At 50.5% G+C, this 19,033-nt stretch carries 18 protein-coding genes; 1 reads left to right on the forward strand and 17 read right to left on the reverse strand.

Translation table 11 applies throughout. The features are described 5' to 3' along the window. Positions 1–53: 53 nt before the first annotated feature. The 4 genes from JOD01_RS09145 to JOD01_RS09160 all read right to left on the reverse strand — a co-directional run bounded on the left by JOD01_RS09145 (position 54) and on the right by JOD01_RS09160 (position 4,096). Positions 54–1,331, reverse strand: coding sequence for a TRAP transporter large permease (locus JOD01_RS09145; RefSeq protein ID WP_204518017.1), 1,278 nt, complete (start codon positions 1,329–1,331; stop codon positions 54–56). Continuing rightward, entirely contained in the window at positions 1,322–1,903 is a 582-nt protein-coding gene (locus tag JOD01_RS09150; protein WP_239565341.1) for a TRAP transporter small permease, read from the reverse strand. Before JOD01_RS09150 ends, JOD01_RS09145 begins: the two co-directional genes overlap by 10 nt. Before the next feature lie 112 nt (positions 1,904–2,015). Next, positions 2,016–3,098, reverse strand: a complete 1,083-nt coding sequence (locus JOD01_RS09155) for a TRAP transporter substrate-binding protein (protein ID WP_239565342.1) — start codon at positions 3,096–3,098, stop codon at positions 2,016–2,018. Positions 3,099–3,103: 5 nt separating this feature from the next. After that, positions 3,104–4,096 carry an alcohol dehydrogenase catalytic domain-containing protein gene (locus JOD01_RS09160; RefSeq protein ID WP_204518018.1) on the reverse strand — a complete coding sequence of 331 codons (993 nt, stop codon included), beginning with the start codon at positions 4,094–4,096 and terminating at the stop codon, positions 3,104–3,106. Positions 4,097–4,332: 236 nt separating this feature from the next. Here JOD01_RS09160 and JOD01_RS09165 point away from each other — a divergent pair, with 236 nt between their 5' ends. Beyond that, positions 4,333–5,685 carry a hypothetical protein gene (locus JOD01_RS09165; protein WP_204518019.1) on the forward strand — a complete coding sequence of 451 codons (1,353 nt, stop codon included), beginning with the start codon at positions 4,333–4,335 and terminating at the stop codon, positions 5,683–5,685. Positions 5,686–5,759: 74 nt separating this feature from the next. On the opposite strand, the gene JOD01_RS09170 is transcribed toward JOD01_RS09165, so the two are convergent. The 13 genes from JOD01_RS09170 to JOD01_RS09230 all read right to left on the reverse strand — a co-directional run bounded on the left by JOD01_RS09170 (position 5,760) and on the right by JOD01_RS09230 (position 19,020). Then, complete coding sequence (locus JOD01_RS09170) at positions 5,760–6,482, reverse strand: glycerophosphodiester phosphodiesterase (RefSeq protein WP_204518020.1); 723 nt, start codon at positions 6,480–6,482, stop codon at positions 5,760–5,762. 18 nt (positions 6,483–6,500) lie between these two features. Continuing rightward, on the reverse strand, positions 6,501–7,802 hold the full coding sequence (locus JOD01_RS09175) for an ABC transporter substrate-binding protein (RefSeq protein ID WP_204518149.1): 1,302 nt from the start codon (positions 7,800–7,802) through the stop codon (positions 6,501–6,503). Between the two features lie 75 nt (positions 7,803–7,877). Continuing rightward, positions 7,878–8,705, reverse strand: a complete 828-nt coding sequence (locus tag JOD01_RS09180; protein WP_204518021.1) for a carbohydrate ABC transporter permease — start codon at positions 8,703–8,705, stop codon at positions 7,878–7,880. Between the two features lie 18 nt (positions 8,706–8,723). Then, complete coding sequence (locus tag JOD01_RS09185) at positions 8,724–9,665, reverse strand: carbohydrate ABC transporter permease (protein WP_204518022.1); 942 nt, start codon at positions 9,663–9,665, stop codon at positions 8,724–8,726. Beyond that, positions 9,665–10,720 carry an ABC transporter ATP-binding protein gene (locus tag JOD01_RS09190; RefSeq protein ID WP_204518023.1) on the reverse strand — a complete coding sequence of 352 codons (1,056 nt, stop codon included), beginning with the start codon at positions 10,718–10,720 and terminating at the stop codon, positions 9,665–9,667. The genes JOD01_RS09185 and JOD01_RS09190 overlap by 1 nt, the downstream gene beginning before the upstream one ends. Positions 10,721–10,726: 6 nt before the next feature. Then, a complete protein-coding gene (locus JOD01_RS09195; RefSeq protein WP_204518024.1) occupies positions 10,727–11,398 on the reverse strand; it encodes an HAD family hydrolase in 672 nt (223 codons plus the stop codon). Then, complete coding sequence (locus tag JOD01_RS09200) at positions 11,370–11,975, reverse strand: glycerol-3-phosphate responsive antiterminator (protein ID WP_204518025.1); 606 nt, start codon at positions 11,973–11,975, stop codon at positions 11,370–11,372. The genes JOD01_RS09195 and JOD01_RS09200 overlap by 29 nt, the downstream gene beginning before the upstream one ends. Positions 11,976–12,278: 303 nt before the next feature. Continuing rightward, on the reverse strand, positions 12,279–14,006 hold the full coding sequence (gene ptsP, locus JOD01_RS09205; protein ID WP_204518026.1) for a phosphoenolpyruvate--protein phosphotransferase: 1,728 nt from the start codon (positions 14,004–14,006) through the stop codon (positions 12,279–12,281). 17 nt (positions 14,007–14,023) lie between these two features. Next, the gene (locus JOD01_RS09210) at positions 14,024–14,284 is read right to left on the reverse strand and encodes an HPr family phosphocarrier protein (RefSeq protein WP_204518027.1); all 261 of its coding nucleotides are present in this window, start codon (positions 14,282–14,284) and stop codon (positions 14,024–14,026) included. A gap of 46 nt (positions 14,285–14,330) precedes the next feature. Then, positions 14,331–16,244, reverse strand: a complete 1,914-nt coding sequence (locus JOD01_RS09215; protein ID WP_204518028.1) for a PTS fructose transporter subunit IIABC — start codon at positions 16,242–16,244, stop codon at positions 14,331–14,333. A 14-nt stretch (positions 16,245–16,258) separates the two neighbouring features. Continuing rightward, the gene (gene pfkB / locus JOD01_RS09220) at positions 16,259–17,164 is read right to left on the reverse strand and encodes a 1-phosphofructokinase (RefSeq protein WP_204518029.1); all 906 of its coding nucleotides are present in this window, start codon (positions 17,162–17,164) and stop codon (positions 16,259–16,261) included. Beyond that, positions 17,161–17,916 (reverse strand): DeoR/GlpR family DNA-binding transcription regulator, encoded by a 756-nt coding sequence (locus tag JOD01_RS09225; RefSeq protein WP_204518030.1) that lies wholly within the window; start codon positions 17,914–17,916, stop codon positions 17,161–17,163. The genes pfkB and JOD01_RS09225 overlap by 4 nt, the downstream gene beginning before the upstream one ends. A 168-nt stretch (positions 17,917–18,084) precedes the next feature. Next, positions 18,085–19,020 (reverse strand): ATP-grasp domain-containing protein, encoded by a 936-nt coding sequence (locus tag JOD01_RS09230; RefSeq protein WP_204518031.1) that lies wholly within the window; start codon positions 19,018–19,020, stop codon positions 18,085–18,087. Positions 19,021–19,033: the final 13 nt, after the last annotated feature.

Genomic DNA, 19,033 nt, shown 5'->3' on the forward strand with positions numbered 1-19,033 from the left:
ATTATTCCCGACGAGTCTTTGTTTATGGCACACCGCGCTCCGTTCCGTTCATCTTACGTCAACCATTCAAGCGGTACCAAAACAAGCGAGGGGAATAGTGTAAGCAGGAGCAGGATAATGACTTCCAGCAATAAAAACGGCCAGATCCCTTTCATGATCTCTTCCAGACCGATCTTGCCAACTCCGCAGGCGACGTTCAGGACGGTTCCGACAGGCGGTGTGAGCAAACCGATACAGTTGTTCAACACAAACAGCACACCGAAATACACCGGATCAATTCCAGCCATTTTGATAATCGGCATCAATACCGGGGTAAGAATGAGAATAGTCGGAGTCGAATCCATTGCCGTTCCTACCAATAGCACCAGCGCATTGATGACAAGCAGGAGAAGCAACGGGTTGTCAATCAGCGGTTCAAGCAATTCTCCCATCGCTGCCGGAACATTCGCGACGGTTATCAGCCAGGCGGTTACCATTGCAGCAGCGACGAGAAACATCACGACACTGGAGGTTTTTGCCGCTGCCACCAACACGTTGTACAAACTTCTCCAGTTCAATTCCCGATAGATCAGCAATCCGACCAACAGCGCATAAAAAGCGGCGACGACAGCAGCTTCCGTAGGCGTGAAGATTCCGCCGCGCAGCCCAGCGATAATAATGACAGGCAGAAGCAGCGCCCAGATGGCTTGACGAGCCGCTTGCCAAATATCCCTCCACGATTTGCGCGGATACACTTCCACCTTGTCTTTGCGCATGAGCAACCACCAGATCAACATAAGCCCAAGCCCAATCATCAGCCCGGGCACGATTCCGGCGATAAACAATTTTGTGATCGAGACACCGCTCGAGACGCCAAAAATGATGAACGGAATACTGGGCGGAATCAACGGCGCGATGATGCCGCCAGCGGCAAGCAGGCCGGTGGAACGATTGCGGTTGTACCCCGCCTTGACCATCATCGGGATCAGAATCGCGCCAAGCGCCGCCGTATCCGCGACAGCCGAGCCGGATAAACCTGCGAACAGCACGCTGGCAACGATCGCTACATAGCCGAGACCGCCGCGGATATGGCCAAAGATAGACATCGCAAAATTGATGATTCGCTTGGAGATTCCGCCTTCGTTCATCAGCTCGCCGGCCAAAATGAAAAAGGGCACGGCCAACATCGGAAAGCTGTTTGCGCCATTGATCAAATTTTGCGCAATGATCTGACTGTCGAAAATGTCCAGGTAAATCATTAAGGCCACGCCGCTGACCAGCAAGGCCATGGCAATCGGAATGCCCAGCGCCATCACGCCAACCAGAGAACTGACAAACACAACTAATGACATGAGCCGCTCCCCCCAACTGATGCCTGTTTTTGCTGCGTTTCCCAGTCCAACTGACTGGACTGCAGCAATTCCTCTTCCGATCCGTTTACGGTTTGAAACGGAACAAATTCTCTTTGAAATAACACGCGGTACAGGTTTAGCAAAATAATAAGAGCCATGGCAACGCTCATTACAATTCCGATGCCATAAATGTACGACATCGGCAGTCCGGTCGCGGGAGAGAGGGCATTCGTACTGACCAGTGCCGTTTTCCAACTGCCGTCGAACACAAGCCAGAGCACGTAAAGAATAATCAAGTTACCGATGAAAAAGATGATCCGTTTTGCCGGCAGCGGCAATTTTCTCACAAACATGTCCACCCCGAGATGCTGATTATCTTTTAATGCGCCAATCGCTCCGAGAAACGTAAGCCACACGAACAAAATGCGGGACATTTCCTCTGACCAGGCGATCCCCGAATGGAAAGCGTAGCGCAGCACCACATTGAAAAATACGAGAATCGCCATGGCGGCCAAGCAGACCGCCATCAACAAGTCCGCCAGCTTGGATATAAGGCCAAAAACTTTTCCCAAGGATGCTCCCTCCCAACCGATCGGTCTGCCGCCACGGACGACAGCCTTGTGCAAATATCGTAAGGAGGGCCCTCCTGCTGACACCTCCTTACGTTTTTTCTCCCTTGCCGCCTTACTGATTGGCTTGCTTCAACTTCTTGACAAAATCTTCGCCCAGTTCGCTGGCGTATTTGTCGTAGACAGGTTGAACCTTCTCAACGAACCGCTTCCTTTCTTCGTCGCTCAGTTCCGTAACCACCATGCCGTTTTTGGCGAGAAACTCCTCGGCTTGTCGTGTCTCTTCCTGATTTAATTGGCGCTGATACACTTTCGCCTCTTCGGCCGCCTTGGTTACCCATTCTTTTTCTTGATCCGACAGGGAATCCCAAAACTTCTTGCTGATCAAGAACGGGCTGGCATTGTATACGTGCCCTGTCTTCGTATAGTATTTTTGCACCTCGTAAAATTTGGAGGTTGTGACGTTGCCCGCCGGATTTTCCTGACCGTCAACGACGCCTTGTTCCAGCGCGGTAAACAGCTCGGTAAACGCCATCGGCGTCGGAATCGCCCCCAGTTGCTTCCACATGTCAAGATGCAAATCGTTTTCCAGCGTCCTGATTTTCAGGCCTGCAATATCTTCCACCCTCTTTACTTCTCTCTTGCCGTTGGTCAAATTGCGGAATCCGTTTTCCCAGTAGTTCAAACCGATTACGCCCACCGCCGGAAGATCGTCAAGCAGTTCCTTGCCGATGGGTCCATCCAAAATTTCATAGGCAGTTTGCTCATCCTTGAACAGGAAAGGCAAATCCAATGCGTTGAAACGTTTGGCATCGACGGCGATCGGCCCGCTTGACATGGTAGAGCCTTGGATCGTGCCCACTTTCATCGCGTCAAACACGGCACGGTCACCACCCAGTTGTCCGTCCGGGTACACCTCAACCTTGATAGAGCCGCCTGACTCTTTCTCCAAAATCTCGCCGAACTTTTCCAGCCCCTTGGTCAGCGACCTGTCTTTTGCGGTAACGACAGCCAGCTTCATCACTCTTGCTTCCGTCGGGCTGGCCGTGTTTTGGCCGGCGGTGTTCTGTGCCCCGCTTTGAACGGACGGATTGGCCGTTTGCGTAGAACAGCCCGTTAAGGCAAGCATGGAAGATAACAAAGAGACAATTATAATTTTTGGCATCCGGTTCCAGTTCATTTTCATTACTCGTTTCATTTTGTTCAAACCCCCTTAAAGTCCAGTATAATTTTTCCATGATCGCCAGTTAAAGCGCTTTCAAATGCTTGCCGATAAGCAGTAATCGGCAGCGTCAAAGATATGATGGCATCAGCGCGAAAGGAGGGGTCGAGCAGATAGTCGATCGCCCGTAAATAATCGTCGGGAAAATTGTAAATAATCGTTCCGAACAAAGTTAATTCATTGCGAACCATATGTGCCACCGGCAAAATCGCTTCCTGCGCAAGTCCGATCACAACCATCTCCCCACCCGGACGAACAAGCTGAATTCCCTGCTCAACGGCGCCTTTGGTTCCCCCCGCCTCAATGACCACATCAAAAGTTGCCTGTTGTACCGCCTGTGGCAAAACTGCCTGAATACCCTCGCCGAGTTTGCTTACCAAATCCAGTTTCCGCGGGTTAATGTCAATTGCCGTCACCTTTGCCCCCAAATGGCTGGCCAGCGCCGCCGCCAACATCCCCTCGTTGCCGCAACCAACGACGCAAACCGTACAGTCTTTGCCAAGGCGGACTTTTTGCAGAGCATGCACAACCACAGCGAAAGGCTCGATCAATACCGCTTTTTGATCGGACAGGTCATCAGGAATCGGCAAAACATAACGGGAAGAAATAAGAAACTCCTGGGCAAACCCGCCGTCTGCATTGACACCAAGCGACTGTTTATTCTCACAAATATTGGTTTTGCCGCGGCGACAGTAACTGCACTTGCCGCAAAACGTATTCGGCAAGACGACAACCCGCGTTCCAACCGGAATGGAAGCCGCGCTGCCCGCCTTGATCACTCTTCCCACCAGTTCATGGCCTGGCCTTAGCGGATAGATGGCATGCCGCAGTTTTCCTTGAAACACCCCCAAATCAGATCCACAGATACCTCCATAGATCACTTTGATTTTCACTTCATCGCCCGTTGGAGACGGTGCAGGCCCCGCTTCTCTCAATTGCAGCTCGTATGGCTTCTGTAAAAATAACTCCAACACCTTTATCCCACCACCATGTTGTCTTAGTTAATTTCCCCATTTCACTTGCCCCGTTTCCTGACAAAATATATTGTTGCGAAATTGATGGATCGATCTACTTTAAACAAACAAAAATATTGCAAAAAGATTTTTTACAGTAGATCGATCTACATGGATTATAGTATCCTTATGAAAATGTTGTCAATCCAATTTTCCGAATAGTGGCAATGTTCAGCTTGCAGAAGGGGTGTTTTCACATGCGACTTGTCCTGTATACGCTTCTGATCCTCTTGTATATCATCAATCAATTTTTGTTTCAGCCCACGCTTGATTATGCCACAGGGGTGATAGCGGTGTTGGCGCTTGGCATATCCGCTGTTTATGCCAGAGGGTTGTACCGGGTTTCCGGCTTCGTCTTTCTTCTCCTTGGCCTGCTTCTGTTTTTCTGGAACGGGCTCGTTTGGCACTCGATTTTCCTGCACTTTCAAACCATGTTGGGGCTGCTCTCCTTTTTTCTCGTGCTGCCTTTTATTCATTCGCTGATCCGGGTGGGGCGTTACGACAAGAATCTCAGCCAGTTTTTGCAAGATCGCGTGACTGCAATGCCTGCGTTATATAAGCGCAGTTCGCTCGTTTGCCACTTTCTCGGCATCTTTTTGAACATCGCCGCAATTCCGTTGTTGACCCGCTCCCTGGAGCCTTCGCTGCAGATGTTGCCCAAGCGGGATACTGACAAGTTTTTCAGCAATAGTTTGCTTCGTTCCTATGCTTTGTGTCTGATGTGGAGTCCAATGGAGGTTCTCGTCAGCTTGACGGTTGACTTTACGCAAACTCCTTATTACTGGCTGCTTCCGATCATCGTCTTCAACGTCCTGGCCGTCCTGCTGATCGATTGGGCGCTCTCGGGGTTCCGTTACAAAAATATCTCCATTCCGTTGGCCAAAGAAAGCCGGAGCAAGTCCGCGCATGTGTCCAAAAAAATGCTGCATTTGCTCGGCATGCTGCTGGTCTTTGTCCTGCTCGTCAGTCTTGTTCAGCATATTGTCGAGCGCGGTTTCCTGTTTTCCGTCGTTCTGCTGCTTATTCCCTTTTCCTTTCTGTGGGCAGCGGCAAGCAGAAAAGCAAAAAGTTATCTGGCGCTGGCCGCTCCTTACTGGAAACAGCGAACAAACGGGTTGGCCGATTTCTTTTTCATGTTTTTGAGCGCTGGGCTGTTTGTTGATATGCTCTCCCTGTCCGGTCTGCTGTCTTTTCTGGAACCAGTGTTTCTCGCAGCAGCCCAAACGCCTTTTGTCTTGTACTTGCTGATCGCAGGATACTTTCTGCTGACTTCATTCATCGGGCTCCATTCGTTGGTGTCGCTGACCTTCTTGCTGCAGTTTTTGCTCCCGGTTTTGCCCGAGGTTGCCGGTATGCCGCTTGCGATTGTGATCATTACCTGTGCGCTGTCCCCGGTCATGTACAGTCCGTTCAATCTGTCGGTTTCAATGCTGACGAGTGAGTTGCGGATCAGTCCATACCGAATCGCGGGCTGGAATGTCGGGTTTGCCATCCTGTGCATGCTCTTTGGCATCCTTGTTTCCGCCCTGCTTGAGCAAACCATCTACTAATACGGTGAAAAACCTCCCGTTCGGCTCCATCTGCCGACAAGGAGGTTTTTCGTTTTTCGTTTCCCGTCTTGCCCTTATGCCAATAAAGAAATCATTCGATCCGGATGGTTGGTACAAATCAGCAGTTCAGGATGCCAGCTCATCAGTTTGGCTATCTCCTGCTGGTCATCAACCGTCCAGGCGATCACCGTTTGTCCTTTGGCGATGCTTTGCTGAACGAACTCTTTGGTCAGATACGGATAGCCCATCGACAGGATCGTTGCGCCTGTCGCCCGCAGCTGTTCATCGAGCAGCACCGGTTGCCCCAAAATAATCAGTCCGGTTGTCAAGGATGGGTCCAATTCCCCGACTTGCTTGATCGTTTCGTGGTCAAAAGACGTGATCATGACCTGTTCCTTCATTTCATATTTCTCTACCAGTTGCACCACTTTTGGCGCAATGTCGGGGTACAAACCGCCTGCTGTCTTTAGCTCGATATTGAGGCGGCATTTCCCTTTGACGGCTTGCAGTACTTGTTCCAATGCGGGAATGCGTTCTCCGCTGTACGCTTCGCCAAACCAGCTTCCTGCATCGAGGGCAGACAATTGCTCATACGTAAAATCTTTCAGCAAGCCTTGGCCATTGGTCGTCCGCTCCAGCGTAAAATCGTGCATCAAAACCGGAATGCCGTCTTTTGTAATCTGCACGTCGATCTCGATCGCGCCGATTGCCGGTTCGGACAAAGCCAGGTTGATCGCTGCCAACGTATTTTCCGGGGCTTTGCCCGACCAGCCGCGATGGGCCATGCATCTGTTCATGCTTCTCACCTCATCCGTTTATTTCAGCAGTTTGTTGCTCTTGTCCACAGCATTTTGCAAAGCCTCATCCGCAGTTGCCTGGTTCAGCACAGCGCGTTGCAGCTCGGTCATGATGATTTCCTGCACTTCTTTGTAAGCGGGCACCATCGGACGCGCTTTGGCGTATTCCAATTGTTTTACTGCCACTTCAAAGTTTGGCGCCGTTTCGTAGTATTTTTTCATTTCCTCGGACTCGACGGCTTCTTTGGTCACAGGCATATAGCCGGTTTGCGTCGACCATTTGATCGATTGCGGCGTGTCGGTCATCCATTTGACAAACTCCCAGGCAGCTTTTTTCTCTGCATCCGGAGACTTGGCCAAAATGACCAGGTTGGCTCCGCCGGTAGGCGCGCCATATTCTTTGTTCGCCGGCATGAAGGCTGCCCCTACGTCAAATTTGGCGCTTTCGCTCAACCCTTTCAAATCACCCGTGGAGGTAAAGATCATCCCCACCTTTTGGTTGACGAAATCTTGTTTGGCCACATCCCAGGCGTTGTACTTCTCCCCTGGCGGAGCCTTCATGACTCCTTCTTTGATCATATTGGTCCAGAATTCAAGCGGCGCTTTGCCTGCTTCACTGTTGATCGCCAATTGTTTGCCGTCTTCGCTCAGAATCGATCCGCCGCTTTCAATCACCAAAGCTTCATAGAACCAGATGTCGATCGGAGTGGAGAAACCGTATACGGATGTTTTGCCGCCTTCCGACTTGGTTAATTTTTGCGCATATTCGTGCAGCTCCTCCCAAGATTTCGGACCGTTTGGATCAAGTCCTGCCGCCTTGAGCATGTCACGGTTCAAATACAGCAATGGAGTGGAACGGTTAAATGGAATCGCGTACAGTTTGTCTTTCCAATAAGAGTTCCCCAACAGGCCTGGAATATATCGATCAATGGTGTCGGCCGCGTAGGGCTGCAGGTCTTCCAGCGCTTTGGCCTCGGCGAACGCCCCGATCGAACCGACCTCGACCATTGTCACATCAGGCTGGTTGCCGGCGGAGATTGCCGCCAGCACTTTGGCATGGTTTTGATAGTAATCGCCTTGGTAAGCCGGTTTTACAACAATATCCTTATGCGTATCGTTAAACTCTTTGACCATACTCTCGATCAATTCGCCATTTTTTCCTCCCAGCGCATACCAGAAATCAATCTGCACAGGCTGCGCCTGTTCGGTTCCGCTCTGTTGCCCGCTTCCCGCCGCTGCATTACCGCCTGTTGCTGCTTTGTCTGAACCGCATCCGGTTAGCAGGGCAGTCAAGCCCACTACACAAGCTAGTGCCGACATATTCCACTTTTTCACCAAAAAAACCTCCCAATATTACTCTCAGTTTTTTATGATCATGGAAAACTCCATAAACACCTATTTGGATTGATAGACAAATGCTTTCATGATATGGCGCTGGGCAAAGAAGAAGATCGCCAGGATCGGCAGAACGAGCATCATGTTGCCGGCCATAATCACATTCCACTGCTTTCCGCCTTCCGCTGCCTTCAGCATCGTAATGCCTACCGGCAAAGTTCGCACTTCGTCGCTGTTGGTCATAATCAGCGGCCAAAAGTAATCGTTCCAGTGATAAATAAAGCTGAACAACCCAAAGGTAACCAACACCGGTTTTGCCATCGGCACCATGACGCGCCACATGATTTTCCATTCCGAAGCGCTATCCAGCCGGGCTGCTTCAATCACTTCGTCCGGCACCTGCATAAAGGCTTGACGCAACAAGAAGATCCCGAACGCACTGGCGCCATAAGGCAAAACCAGCGACCACAGCGTATTGATCAGCCCCATATGGCTTAATTCCACATAGATAGGCAAAAAGATCACTTGCGGCGGGATCATCAAAGCGATCAATGCCAGGCCAAACAGGAAGTTGCGACCGCGAAACCGGTAGCGGGCAAAGGCGTATGCCGCCGGGACAGCCGTCAGCAATTGAATAATCAATACGCCGATCGCGACGAGAACGCTGTTGATGACATAGCGTAAAAACGGTCCCGAGCTCCATGCCGTCTCAAAGTTGGCAAATTGCCACGTTTCCGGCAACCAGGTAGGCGGAAACTGATACACCTCAGGCATTGTCTTAAATGCAGTTAAAAACATCCAAAGAAACGGAAAGACAAAGACAAGCGCGACAGCGACCAACAAGACCGCTTCGATCCATCTCGCTGCAACTCGTGTCGATTGGTGCATGGTGATCCTCCTTCCTGTTCATCGATAGTGAACCCGTTTGCGCATCGTCCAGAAATGGAATACAGTCAATAGCCCGACCAGCCCGAGCAGGATGACAGATGCCGCCGAGGCCAGACCGCCGTTGTAATAGTCCATTCCTTGTTCGTAAATGTAGTAGACCAGCATGTTTGTACTGTTGACAGGACCCCCTTGCGTCATAATCGAGATCGTGTCAAACACTTGAAAGGAGGAGATGGTATTGGTAATCAACAAGAAAAACAAAGTCGGCGAAAGCATCGGGATGGTGATGCGTCTTAGCGTTTGCCACCGTGTAGATCGGTCAAGCGCCGCCGCTTCGTACAAATCCTTGGGGATGCTTTGCAATCCGGCGATAAACACGATGGTATTGTAGCCGACGACCTTCCAAACGCTGACCAAAACCAATGAAAGCAGCGCGCTTTTCGTATCAGCCAGCCACGTGTAAGCCGGCAGTCCGATAAACTCAAGCAGGGCGTTGAGCAATCCGTATTGCGGGTCCATCAGCCACATCCACAGCATCGATACCGAAACAAGCGAGATGATGTGCGGGCTAAACACAGAAGCCTGCACGACTGCGACCAGCTTTCGCTTCTGATTGAGCCAAAGCGCCAGCAAGAAGGAAAGGCCAATCCCCAATACCACTGTAGCGACCGTGAATAGCATCGTATTCAGCAAAACCTGATGAAAGTCGGCGTCGCTGAGCAGGTCGGCATAATTTTGCCAGCCGACCCATTCCATTTCCTCCAAATTGAGCAATGACCAGTCGAACACGCTCAAGTAAATGATGTAAAGAATCGGTATGAAGAAAAAGGCGGAGAAAAACAGCAGAGCGGGCAGCACGTACAGATACGGCCGCACTTTCGTAAGCCGTCCCGCTTTCACTGCTACTTCTTGCTGAAGCAGCGGTGCATTTGCCGAGTTGGCCACAACTGCTTTTTGCATCAGCCCAACCCTCCCGACGGCAAACTTTCCTGCTTGATCGCGGCGACAGACAGTGCCCGTCCTGTCTCCTGATCAAAGCGGTACAAATGCTCGGCGGCAACGGAAACAGTCACTTCCGTCCCTTCCGCCAGCAATTCATCGGCCGCTTTTCGAGCAATGATTTTGCCTGCTCTTCCACTGACATAATAAAGTACATCGGAACCGAGAATTTCGCGGGCGACGATTCGTCCATGGTCGACAAACCCTGCGGCCGGCTGGATTGTTCTGGCCGAACCGGCGGTCAGCATTGCTTTTTCCGGACGGAATCCGATTGATTCTTTGTCTGTCGGGAGAATATTCATTGCTGGTGAACCGATGAACTGGGCGACAAACAAATTCGCTGGTTGCTGATACAGTTCAAACGGTGAGGCCTTCTGCATGATTTCGCCCTCATTCATTACGACGATCTGGTCGCCCATCGTCATCGCCTCCACTTGATCGTGGGTGACATAAATGAAAGTCGTTCCCAACTGCTTATGCAGCGAGGTCAGTTCCACACGCATCTGATTGCGCAGTTTGGCATCCAGATTCGACAGCGGTTCATCCATCAAAAAGACGCGCGGTTTTTTGACCATGGCGCGGGCCAAGGCAACGCGTTGTCGCTGACCGCCGGACAATTCGGCGGGCTTTCGCTGCAAATAGGAAGAAAGCCCGACGATTTCGGCAATTTCCTCAACCATTCGTTTGCAATCCTTCTTGGAAAATCCGCGGTTAAGCAAACCAAACGCGATATTGTCAAACACGTTCATCGTTGGATACAACGCATAGTTCTGGAACACCATGGCGACATCGCGTTTGCCTGGAGCAAGATCATTGACCCGCTGGCCATCGATCAGCAGATCTCCTGCGGTTATCTCCTCCAAGCCCGCGATCATGCGCAATGTCGTTGACTTTCCGCAACCGGACGGTCCGACCAGCACGGTAAACGACCCGTCTGGAATGACCAAATCCAATCCTTTTACAACCGTTTGATTATTGTATTTTTTTACTACCTGCTGCAATCTCACCTCAGCCAAATCCGCTCACGCCCTTTCGTTCATTATTGGTGTCAACAGCCTGTCAACAAACTTTCGGAAATTCGGAAAACAATCATCAGCATCGGGCACTTTTTGCCTCGCATCGCCATACCAGTCCAGCAGGACACTTTCCACTCCTGCCGCTTTGGCTGCTTGCCAATCATAAATGCTGTCGCCGACCATCAAGCTCGCCTGCGGCTCGGCTTGCAGCAAATAGAGCGCTTTTCGCAGCGGTTCGGGCGATGGTTTGCCCTCCGCGACATCATCCAACGTGACGACCGCTTCAAACAGATGTAACAGACCAGCCAGCTCCAATCCTTTCAGCGCAAACTCCCGTTGTTTATTGGTAACGACAGCCATGCGGAATCCTTGGGATTTTAGTGAGTATAAACCTTCTTCAACATAAGGAAACAACTTGACTTGTTGATCGTGGTGCTCCCGCAAAAATTGCACATAGTCTTCATAGACCCGCACGCGATCGACCGGCGCCGCCGCTCGCTGCTCGAGATCATTCAGAAAATCATCAAACGTCTCGCCAAAGCGTCCTCGCAATTCCTCTTCCAGATAACAGCCAGGTGCGTATTTGCAAGCGGCATACATAACCGCCTCCACGATTGCCTCGCGGTTGTCCAGCAAAGTCCCATCCAGGTCAAATAGCAGATATTTGTGTCGATTCATCGGTGAGGCACTCCTTCCAAAGCTGATGGGTTCCGACTGAAACCGCGACCGCTCCCTTATCCAGCGCCGCGAGCATTTGTGCCCGCTCGCGAATCAAACCCCCGGCAATAATCGGCTGATTCAACTCAGAAGAGAACCGGCCAATATATTCCGGCAGCAATGCCGGCATGATCTCCACGGCATCGGGCTGCGTTTCCTGAACTGATTGCAAGCCGGAGACGATCGAATCGCTGTCGATCAAAAACAATCGCTGAATTGTCAGCATTCCTTCTTTTTTGGCCAGTTTGATCAAAGTATTGCGTGTGGTCACGATTCCTGTCGGCTTTACATATTGGGCCAGAAACGCGATCCCCTCACGGTCGAAGCTGATCCCGCCGATGCGCTCCAAATGGACAAAAACTGGCATCTGGCAATTTTTGAACAAATTGACATAATGCTTGATCACACCGATATTGCCAATCGACAATACGGCCGCGCTTACGTTAGCGGCAAGCGCCCTTTCCAGCGTATTTGGTTTTTTGACGGAAGCAATCATCCGGTAATGTTGCAATCGTTCGTAAAAGGCTGCTTGATCCATTGCGATGACCTCCTCCTCTTTACGAGAAAAACCTAAACAGAATTGCCATAAATTCATAGGAAGAATCATGGAATTTCTACTTAGGTTTCTCCAAGGGCTCCAACCGAGTGATTTGCCGTATGTACTTGTTACTTCTAAATTAGTCTTGTTTTTTTAAGCTTGTTTATCATTCATGTAAATGATTTGCTTGCTTATTGTTAAGTCCGCTTTTTGGCGCACATAAAAAAGTCCGATGAGCATCATGCTCATCGGACTCACCATTACAAACGATGCCCGATGAACAAATGCTCATCAGGCAAGCGGTTACGCAAGGCGGTTCAACACTTCTTGCTGAATATAGTCGCGGATTTCCTCTGCAGTCCCCAACGTTAATACATATTTGGAAACCGCTTCCATTTTGTTGTATTCAAGTTGTTTTAACAAGCTTCTCGCACGGAGAATAGAGGAAGCGCTCATACTGAATTCATCCAGTCCCAACCCCAGCAATATCGGGATCGCCAGTTCTTCACCAGCCATTTCGCCGCACATTCCGACCCATTTTCCTTCTTTATGCGCTGCCTCGATCACTTGGTGAATCAGTCGCAGCACAGCCGGATTAAAAGGCTGATACAGATACGATACCTGTTCATTCATTCGGTCCGCAGCCATCGTATATTGGATCAGGTCGTTTGTACCGATACTGAAAAAGTCCACTTCCTTGGCCAACAGGTCTGCCACCATAGCCGCAGCGGGAATCTCGATCATAATTCCCACTTCCAGCTTTTCATTGAACGCGATATTTTGATCGCGCAGCTCTGCCTTGACCTCTTCGAGTATACTGTTGGCTTTTCGCAATTCGGCAAGCGTGGCAATCATCGGATACATAATCTTAATGTTGCCAAACGCACTGGCCCTGAGCAAAGCACGAAGCTGTGTTTTGAACAAGTCCGTTTGATCAAGGCACAAGCGGATGGCACGATAGCCGAGGAACGGATTCAACTCCTTGGGCAGTTCCAAATAAGGCAGCTCTTTGTCCCCGCCGATGTCAAGCGTCCGGATGACGACACCGCGTTCTCCCATGGTGACGGCAACCGCCTTATACGCTTCAAACTGTTCTTCTTCACTCGGGAAGTTGTTTCTCCCCATGTAAAGAAACTCGGTACGAAACAACCCGATGCCTTCTGCTCCGCTTTCCAGCGCCTGAACCGCGTCCTGTGGATTGCCGATATTGGCAGCCAATTCAACTTGCCGACCATCAGCGGTAACCGACGGCTCATGCAGCAGTTTGGCCCATTCCGCCTTTTGTTTTTGATAGGCTTTCTGTTTTTCCTCGTATTCGGCGATCAATGCGTCATCAGGGCGAATATGCACCACTCCGCTTAGTCCGTCCACAATGACCAAATCGCCGGTTTGCACATGTTCGGTAATATCGGAAAGACCGACGACCGCCGGAATCTCCATGCTGCGGGCCATGATCGCCGAGTGGGAGGTGCGTCCGCCGATGTTGGTGGCAAACCCTTTCACCTTGTCTCGATCCAACGACGCCGTGTCCGATGGCGTCAAATCATGCACAACGAGAACTACCGGTCCTTCTACACCTGTATCGAGCTCATCGCTGATGCCCAGCAATTTTTTCATGATTCTTTGGCTCACATCGCGCAAGTCCGCAGCCCGCTCACGCATATATTCGTTGTCCATGCTTTCAAAAATGCTGACGAAGCTGTCGCGCACTTCTTCCAGTGCTGCTTCCGCATTGATTTGTTCCGACTCAATTTTTTGCTCGATCGCGCCGACAAATTCCGGGTCCTGCAAAAACATCTGATGAGCTTCGAAGATTTGCGCTTCTTCAGCTCCCATCTCCAGCTTCGCCTTTTGCTTGATCGCATCCAGCTCGGCATTTGCCGTCTGAATGCTGTCCCGGAAGCGTTGCAGTTCTGATGCTACTTCATCGGGAGCAATCGTTTTTCGGATATAACTGATCGTTTCTGCTTTTTTAACTACTGCACGCCCCAAGACAATCCCAGGAGCTGCCGCTATCCCTTTTTGCAGCATAACTATCGCTCCTTGCTTTATTCGTATACGGTTTCCAGCATGGCGGCCAATTCTGCCAAAGCTTCATTCTCTTGCTGCCCGTCTACTTCGAGCAACACTTCATCACCTTTGGCCAAGCCGAGAGTCATTAAGCCCATAATGCTTTTTCCGTTTGCCCGTTTTGTGCCTTTGGTCAAAAATACTTCCGCCGGAAAAGAGGTTGCTTTTTGCACAAACAAAGTCGCTGGACGTGCGTGCAACCCGGTTGGATTTTGAATGACGCATGTTTTGGATACCATGAAAATTCAACTCCTTACTAATTTTAAGAGAGGAAAGTTCCCCAGTTTATTCCACTGTTTCTTTCTTTAATAAGTTTAACATAAAAGCGGTAACAGCGGTTCCAACTAAAATAGAAACAATGTACAATCCTGCACTTCCGACAACGGGGAGTACGAATATTCCTCCGTGCGGCGCGGGCAGCGTGCAGCCAAAAAACATCGACAGACCGCCGGCTACCGCTGAACCAACCATCGTAGAAGGGATCACCCGGGCCGGATCGGCAGCGGCAAACGGGATGGCCGCTTCGGTAATAAAGGTGGCACCGAGGATGTAGGCCGTTTTGCCGGCTTGACGTTCTTCCGCCGTAAATTTTTTGCGAAACAGCGTCGTGGCCAAGGCCAGCCCCAACGGCGGAGTCATTCCGGCAGCCATAATGGCCGCATGCGGCAAATAGTTGCCATTGGAGATCATCATAATTCCGAAGGTGAACGCCGCTTTGTTGACGGGTCCTCCCATGTCGAAAGCCATCATCGCCCCTAGGATAATACCCAGAATCACAGCGTTTCCTTGTCCCATATTCTCCAGCCAATTGCCCAGCGCCGTATTTGCCAGCGCCACCGGTTCCGCGACGACGTAAAGCATGATAAAGCCGGTGATAAAAATTCCCAACAACGGGTAAAGCAAGGTTGGCTTAATTCCTTCCAAGGACGTCGGCAAACCCGCAAACAATTTTTTCAATCCAACTACAGTATAACCTGCCAGAAAGCCGGCAATGAGTCCACCCAAAAATCCGGCGCCCGATTGAGCAGCGATCAAGCCGCCGACCATTCCCGGAGCAAATCCCGGCCGATCCGCGATACTGCTGGCGATAAACCCGGCCAAAACCGGTATCATCAGGGCAAACGCCGCCCCGCTGCCAATATCTGAGAGCAGCTTGGCGATTGGGTTAAACGTCGGATCGTTGGGATCGGAAGCGTGGATTCCAAACATAAAACTGATCGCAATAATGATTCCGCCGCCCACGACAAACGGAAGCATGTTGGATACGCCGTTCATCAAATGCTTGTAAAAGGCGGGTTGCTTGCTTTTGTTCTCCGATTTGGCCGAATGCAGCTTGTCTTGAGAAGAGGTTCCTCCGCCTTGGTAAACAGGGGCATTTTGACTCGCCGCTTGCTGCAGCAAACCTTCCGCATTGCGAATCCCTTCCGCAACCGGCACCTCGATCAATATTTTTCCGGCAAATCGCTCCATCTCCACCTGCTTGTCGGCGGCTACAATTACCGCGGTCGCTTCCGCAATCTCTTCCGGTGTCAACTTGTTCTTGACACCGCCTGATCCGTTTGTTTCTACCTTAATCTGAAAACCTAACTCCGCTGCCTTCTTTTTAAGGGAATCGGCTGCCATGTATGTGTGCGCGATCCCGGTTGGGCAAGCGGTCACCGCCACGATCTTGACTGCTTGAGTTCCGGTTTTCTCAGATGTACCGGAAACGCTTTCATCTCCGCCATGAATTTCTTGTTCCTTTTTCGCTATCAGTTCCAAAAACTCTTCCTTGCTCTTGACCTCGGTCAAACTGCGGCGAAAATCATCATCCATCAACATTTGGGATAACAAAGCCAGCGTTTCCAGATGGGCCTGATTCGCATCTTCTGTCGCGGCAATCATAAAGAACAAGTGCGCTTTCTGCTTATCCAAAGAATCAAAATCAATACCTTCCGGCGAATACCCAAAAGCAATGCTCGGAGTAATCACTGCCGCTGTTTTGGCATGAGGGATCGCTATCCCTTCGCCAATACCGGTCGAACCGAGCGCTTCCCGGGCAAGAATCTGTTTTTTCATCTCCGCTTTGTCACGCAGACGGCCAGCTTCAGCCAGCTTCTCAATCAACTCATCCAGCACTTCCTCCTTGCTGGTTGCCGACAAGCGCATAATGATGGTATCTGCTTTCAACAGATCGATGACACGAATCTCCTGACCCATACTGAACATCCCCCTTATAAAATGGTTATCTGAGGCAATAACTCCGCGATTTTTTCGGGAGTGCAAAAACCTTCCGATAAAGCTGTTGCGCTGCCGGCAGCCACCGCAAACGAAAACGCGTCCTTCACGACCGAGCCAGTATTGTAGGCGTACAAGAAACCGGCCACCACGGAATCGCCAGCGCCAATGGAGTTGACCAACTTGCCGGTCGGAATCCGGGCAATGTACGTTTCTTGTCGATTAACAAACACTGCTCCTTGTTCCGCTAATGAAACAATGACATTTTGCGCCCCCAGTTCCACTGCTTTTCGTCCGTATGCAACCGCTTCCTGCGGCGTTCTGATCTCCACTTCAAACAGTTCACCCAATTCATGATGATTCGGCTTGATCAGAAACGGACGCTCGGACAATCCGCTGCGCAACGCTTTCCCCTTGGCGTCGAGCACGAGGTGTACTCCTTTTGGACCCAGTTTATTCATAATCGTTTGATAAATATCGCTTGGCAGACTTTCCGGCACACTGCCGGCCAGCACCAGATAATCGCCGGCTTGCAAACGGTCAAGCTGTGCCCAAAGTTGTTCAACGGCCTCAGCAGGAATGGCTGGCGACACACCGCTAATATCGGTTTCCCGCTCCGCTTTAATCTTGACGTTGATTCGAGATTCCCCGGAAATTGGGATCAATTGGTGGACAACCCCGGTTTGCTCCAATTCCTGCTGTATAAATTCACCTGTAAAACCGCCGACATACCCGAGAACCGTACTGTCCATCCCCAATATTTGCAACACTTTGGAGACGTTGATTCCTTTCCCTCCGGCAGCTTTCCATTCTTTTTGGGCGCGATTGATCTGACCTTCCTGAAAGGGCGCGACCCAAATATGGTAATCAATCGATGGATTCAACGTTAGTGTGTAGATCATGGTTTCACCACTTTTAATGTTGTTAGTCGTGCGTACTCTTGCTGTTCAGTCTGATCCAAACCATCATCTGTTATCACGGTTACTTGGTCCAAGTCTCCTACCTTTGCAAAAGTGACGCGTGAAAACTTGCGGGAATCGCCAAGTACATAGGCTTGATCGGAATATTGCAAAGCAAGCTGCTTCACATAAGCTTCTTCAGGGTCCGGGGTGGTCAAGCCGTGAAGCTTGTCGATGCCGTTCATCCCGAGAAAGCACTTGTCAAAGCGGAATTGGCTCAATGTCTTGATCGCTTCCCGTCCAACCATCGATAATGTAGCCGCTTTCAATTCGCCGCCAATCAGATAAGTCTTGGTGAAGCGTCGAACCAACTGCAAAGCAATGTCGACCCCGTTTGTCACGACAACGATATTGCCGTCAGGCAGATAGGGCAGCATTTGAAAAGTCGTCGTTCCGGCATCGATAAAGATCGAGTCTTTCTCTTTGACCAGACTGGCCGCATAACGGGCAATCGCTATCTTTTCCGCCTTATGCTTGACCGCCTTTTCCGTAATCGTCGGCTCCTCAATCTTGTTTTGCACGGAGGCCGCACCGCCATGCACCCGCCTTAACTGCATCTGTTCCTCTAATTCGCTTAAATCGCGACGAATCGTAGACTCGGAAGCACCGGTAGCTTCGACAAGCTCCTGAATGTGGACAACCTCTTTCTCTTTCAAAAGCGATAAAATCAGTTGATGACGTTCCGGTGTCAACATGCTGTTCAGGTCTCCTCCCCAAAATAGTGAGTGTGACTTGCCTTCATTATATGACGACAATCCACCAAAAACAATCACAATTATTCAAAATCGACCAATAACAGTCACAATCCATCAATTTACTACAAAAAAAACCGGCTCCCGACGGAACCGGCTCTCCAGCAAACTTTACAGTTTTTCCAATTCTCTGCCCAAAAACTTGGCCACTTCCAGCATCCCGTACTTTCCGGCTGCTGCTTCTGCTTCTGAATTATAGTTTGTGTTCGTGTTAATATCGTATGTGTATATTTCTCCCGCTTCGTTGCGAATAAATTCAATGCCGGCCACTTTGATCTGATGATCGGCCAAAAACCGCTCGTATTTTTCGATAATCGGATCAGCGAACCCGTCGACGATCTGGAATTTCGGTTTGGTTGGCACCTCTTCCCCAACCGGGCAGAACAGATCGCCGATTTGACAAGCATCGGCCGGGCAAAGTTCAAACCCTTCCGAGGTATCGACCTGCACAGCATAGAAGAAACGGCCGCCAATAAATTCACAACGGGTGATGTACGGCTCCGGTGCTTTGATATATTCCTGAATCAAAGTGACCCCGTCAACCGGTTCTTCAAAAGCCGGACTGTTGACGTATTGACGCAAGCCTTCAACCGAGTGGAACAACTGGACCCCCAGTCCCTTGCCAGCCCGATTGTGCTTGGTGATGAAAGATTCGCCGCCCATCTTTTCTGCCGCTTGAATAATCTGTTCTTTTCCCACCGCCGCGATCGTTTTCGGCGTCCGGATGCCATGGCTATTCAGCGCCAAATATTGCGCGACTTTGCTTACTTCCAATTGAAGCGCTCGGCTCCCGTTGAATACCGTACGGCCATTCCGCTCCAGCCAGGCGATCACCGCTGCTGTATATTCCGGTGCAAACCGGTGATCCCGCGTATGCGAAGAAGCGCTCATTCGGCTGTAGAAAATCCCTTCCGGCGGCACAGCGGTCAAATCAACATGTCCCTGATCCAAAAACCACTCTTCATAGGGAAGTCCCAATTCTTCCAATCTTCTCGTTAAATGAACCGTCCACTCGCTATTTTCATGGATTACATAGATTTTTTTCAATTGCTCCCTCTCC

This window comes from Brevibacillus fulvus (assembly GCF_016908525.1).
GTDB classification, from domain to species: domain Bacteria; phylum Bacillota; class Bacilli; order Brevibacillales; family Brevibacillaceae; genus Brevibacillus_G; species Brevibacillus_G fulvus.

Excerpts from the sequence above, each read along its gene's own strand:
- pfkB (WP_204518029.1), bottom strand. The coding sequence starts at position 17,164 with ATGATCTACACACTAACGTTGAATCCATCGATTGATTACCATATTTGG.
- JOD01_RS09210 (WP_204518027.1), bottom strand. The coding sequence starts at position 14,284 with ATGGTATCCAAAACATGCGTCATTCAAAATCCAACCGGGTTGCACGCA.
- JOD01_RS09215 (WP_204518028.1), bottom strand. The coding sequence starts at position 16,244 with ATGGGTCAGGAGATTCGTGTCATCGATCTGTTGAAAGCAGATACCATC.
- JOD01_RS09195 (WP_204518024.1), bottom strand. The coding sequence starts at position 11,398 with ATGAATCGACACAAATATCTGCTATTTGACCTGGATGGGACTTTGCTG.
- ptsP (WP_204518026.1), bottom strand. The coding sequence starts at position 14,006 with ATGCTGCAAAAAGGGATAGCGGCAGCTCCTGGGATTGTCTTGGGGCGT.
- JOD01_RS09155 (WP_239565342.1), bottom strand. The coding sequence starts at position 3,098 with ATGAAACGAGTAATGAAAATGAACTGGAACCGGATGCCAAAAATTATA.
- JOD01_RS09180 (WP_204518021.1), bottom strand. The coding sequence starts at position 8,705 with ATGCACCAATCGACACGAGTTGCAGCGAGATGGATCGAAGCGGTCTTG.
- JOD01_RS09185 (WP_204518022.1), bottom strand. The coding sequence starts at position 9,665 with ATGCAAAAAGCAGTTGTGGCCAACTCGGCAAATGCACCGCTGCTTCAG.
- JOD01_RS09170 (WP_204518020.1), bottom strand. The coding sequence starts at position 6,482 with ATGAACAGATGCATGGCCCATCGCGGCTGGTCGGGCAAAGCCCCGGAA.
- JOD01_RS09200 (WP_204518025.1), bottom strand. The coding sequence starts at position 11,975 with ATGGATCAAGCAGCCTTTTACGAACGATTGCAACATTACCGGATGATT.
- JOD01_RS09165 (WP_204518019.1), top strand. The coding sequence starts at position 4,333 with ATGCGACTTGTCCTGTATACGCTTCTGATCCTCTTGTATATCATCAAT.
- JOD01_RS09175 (WP_204518149.1), bottom strand. The coding sequence starts at position 7,802 with ATGTCGGCACTAGCTTGTGTAGTGGGCTTGACTGCCCTGCTAACCGGA.
- JOD01_RS09145 (WP_204518017.1), bottom strand. The coding sequence starts at position 1,331 with ATGTCATTAGTTGTGTTTGTCAGTTCTCTGGTTGGCGTGATGGCGCTG.
- JOD01_RS09225 (WP_204518030.1), bottom strand. The coding sequence starts at position 17,916 with ATGTTGACACCGGAACGTCATCAACTGATTTTATCGCTTTTGAAAGAG.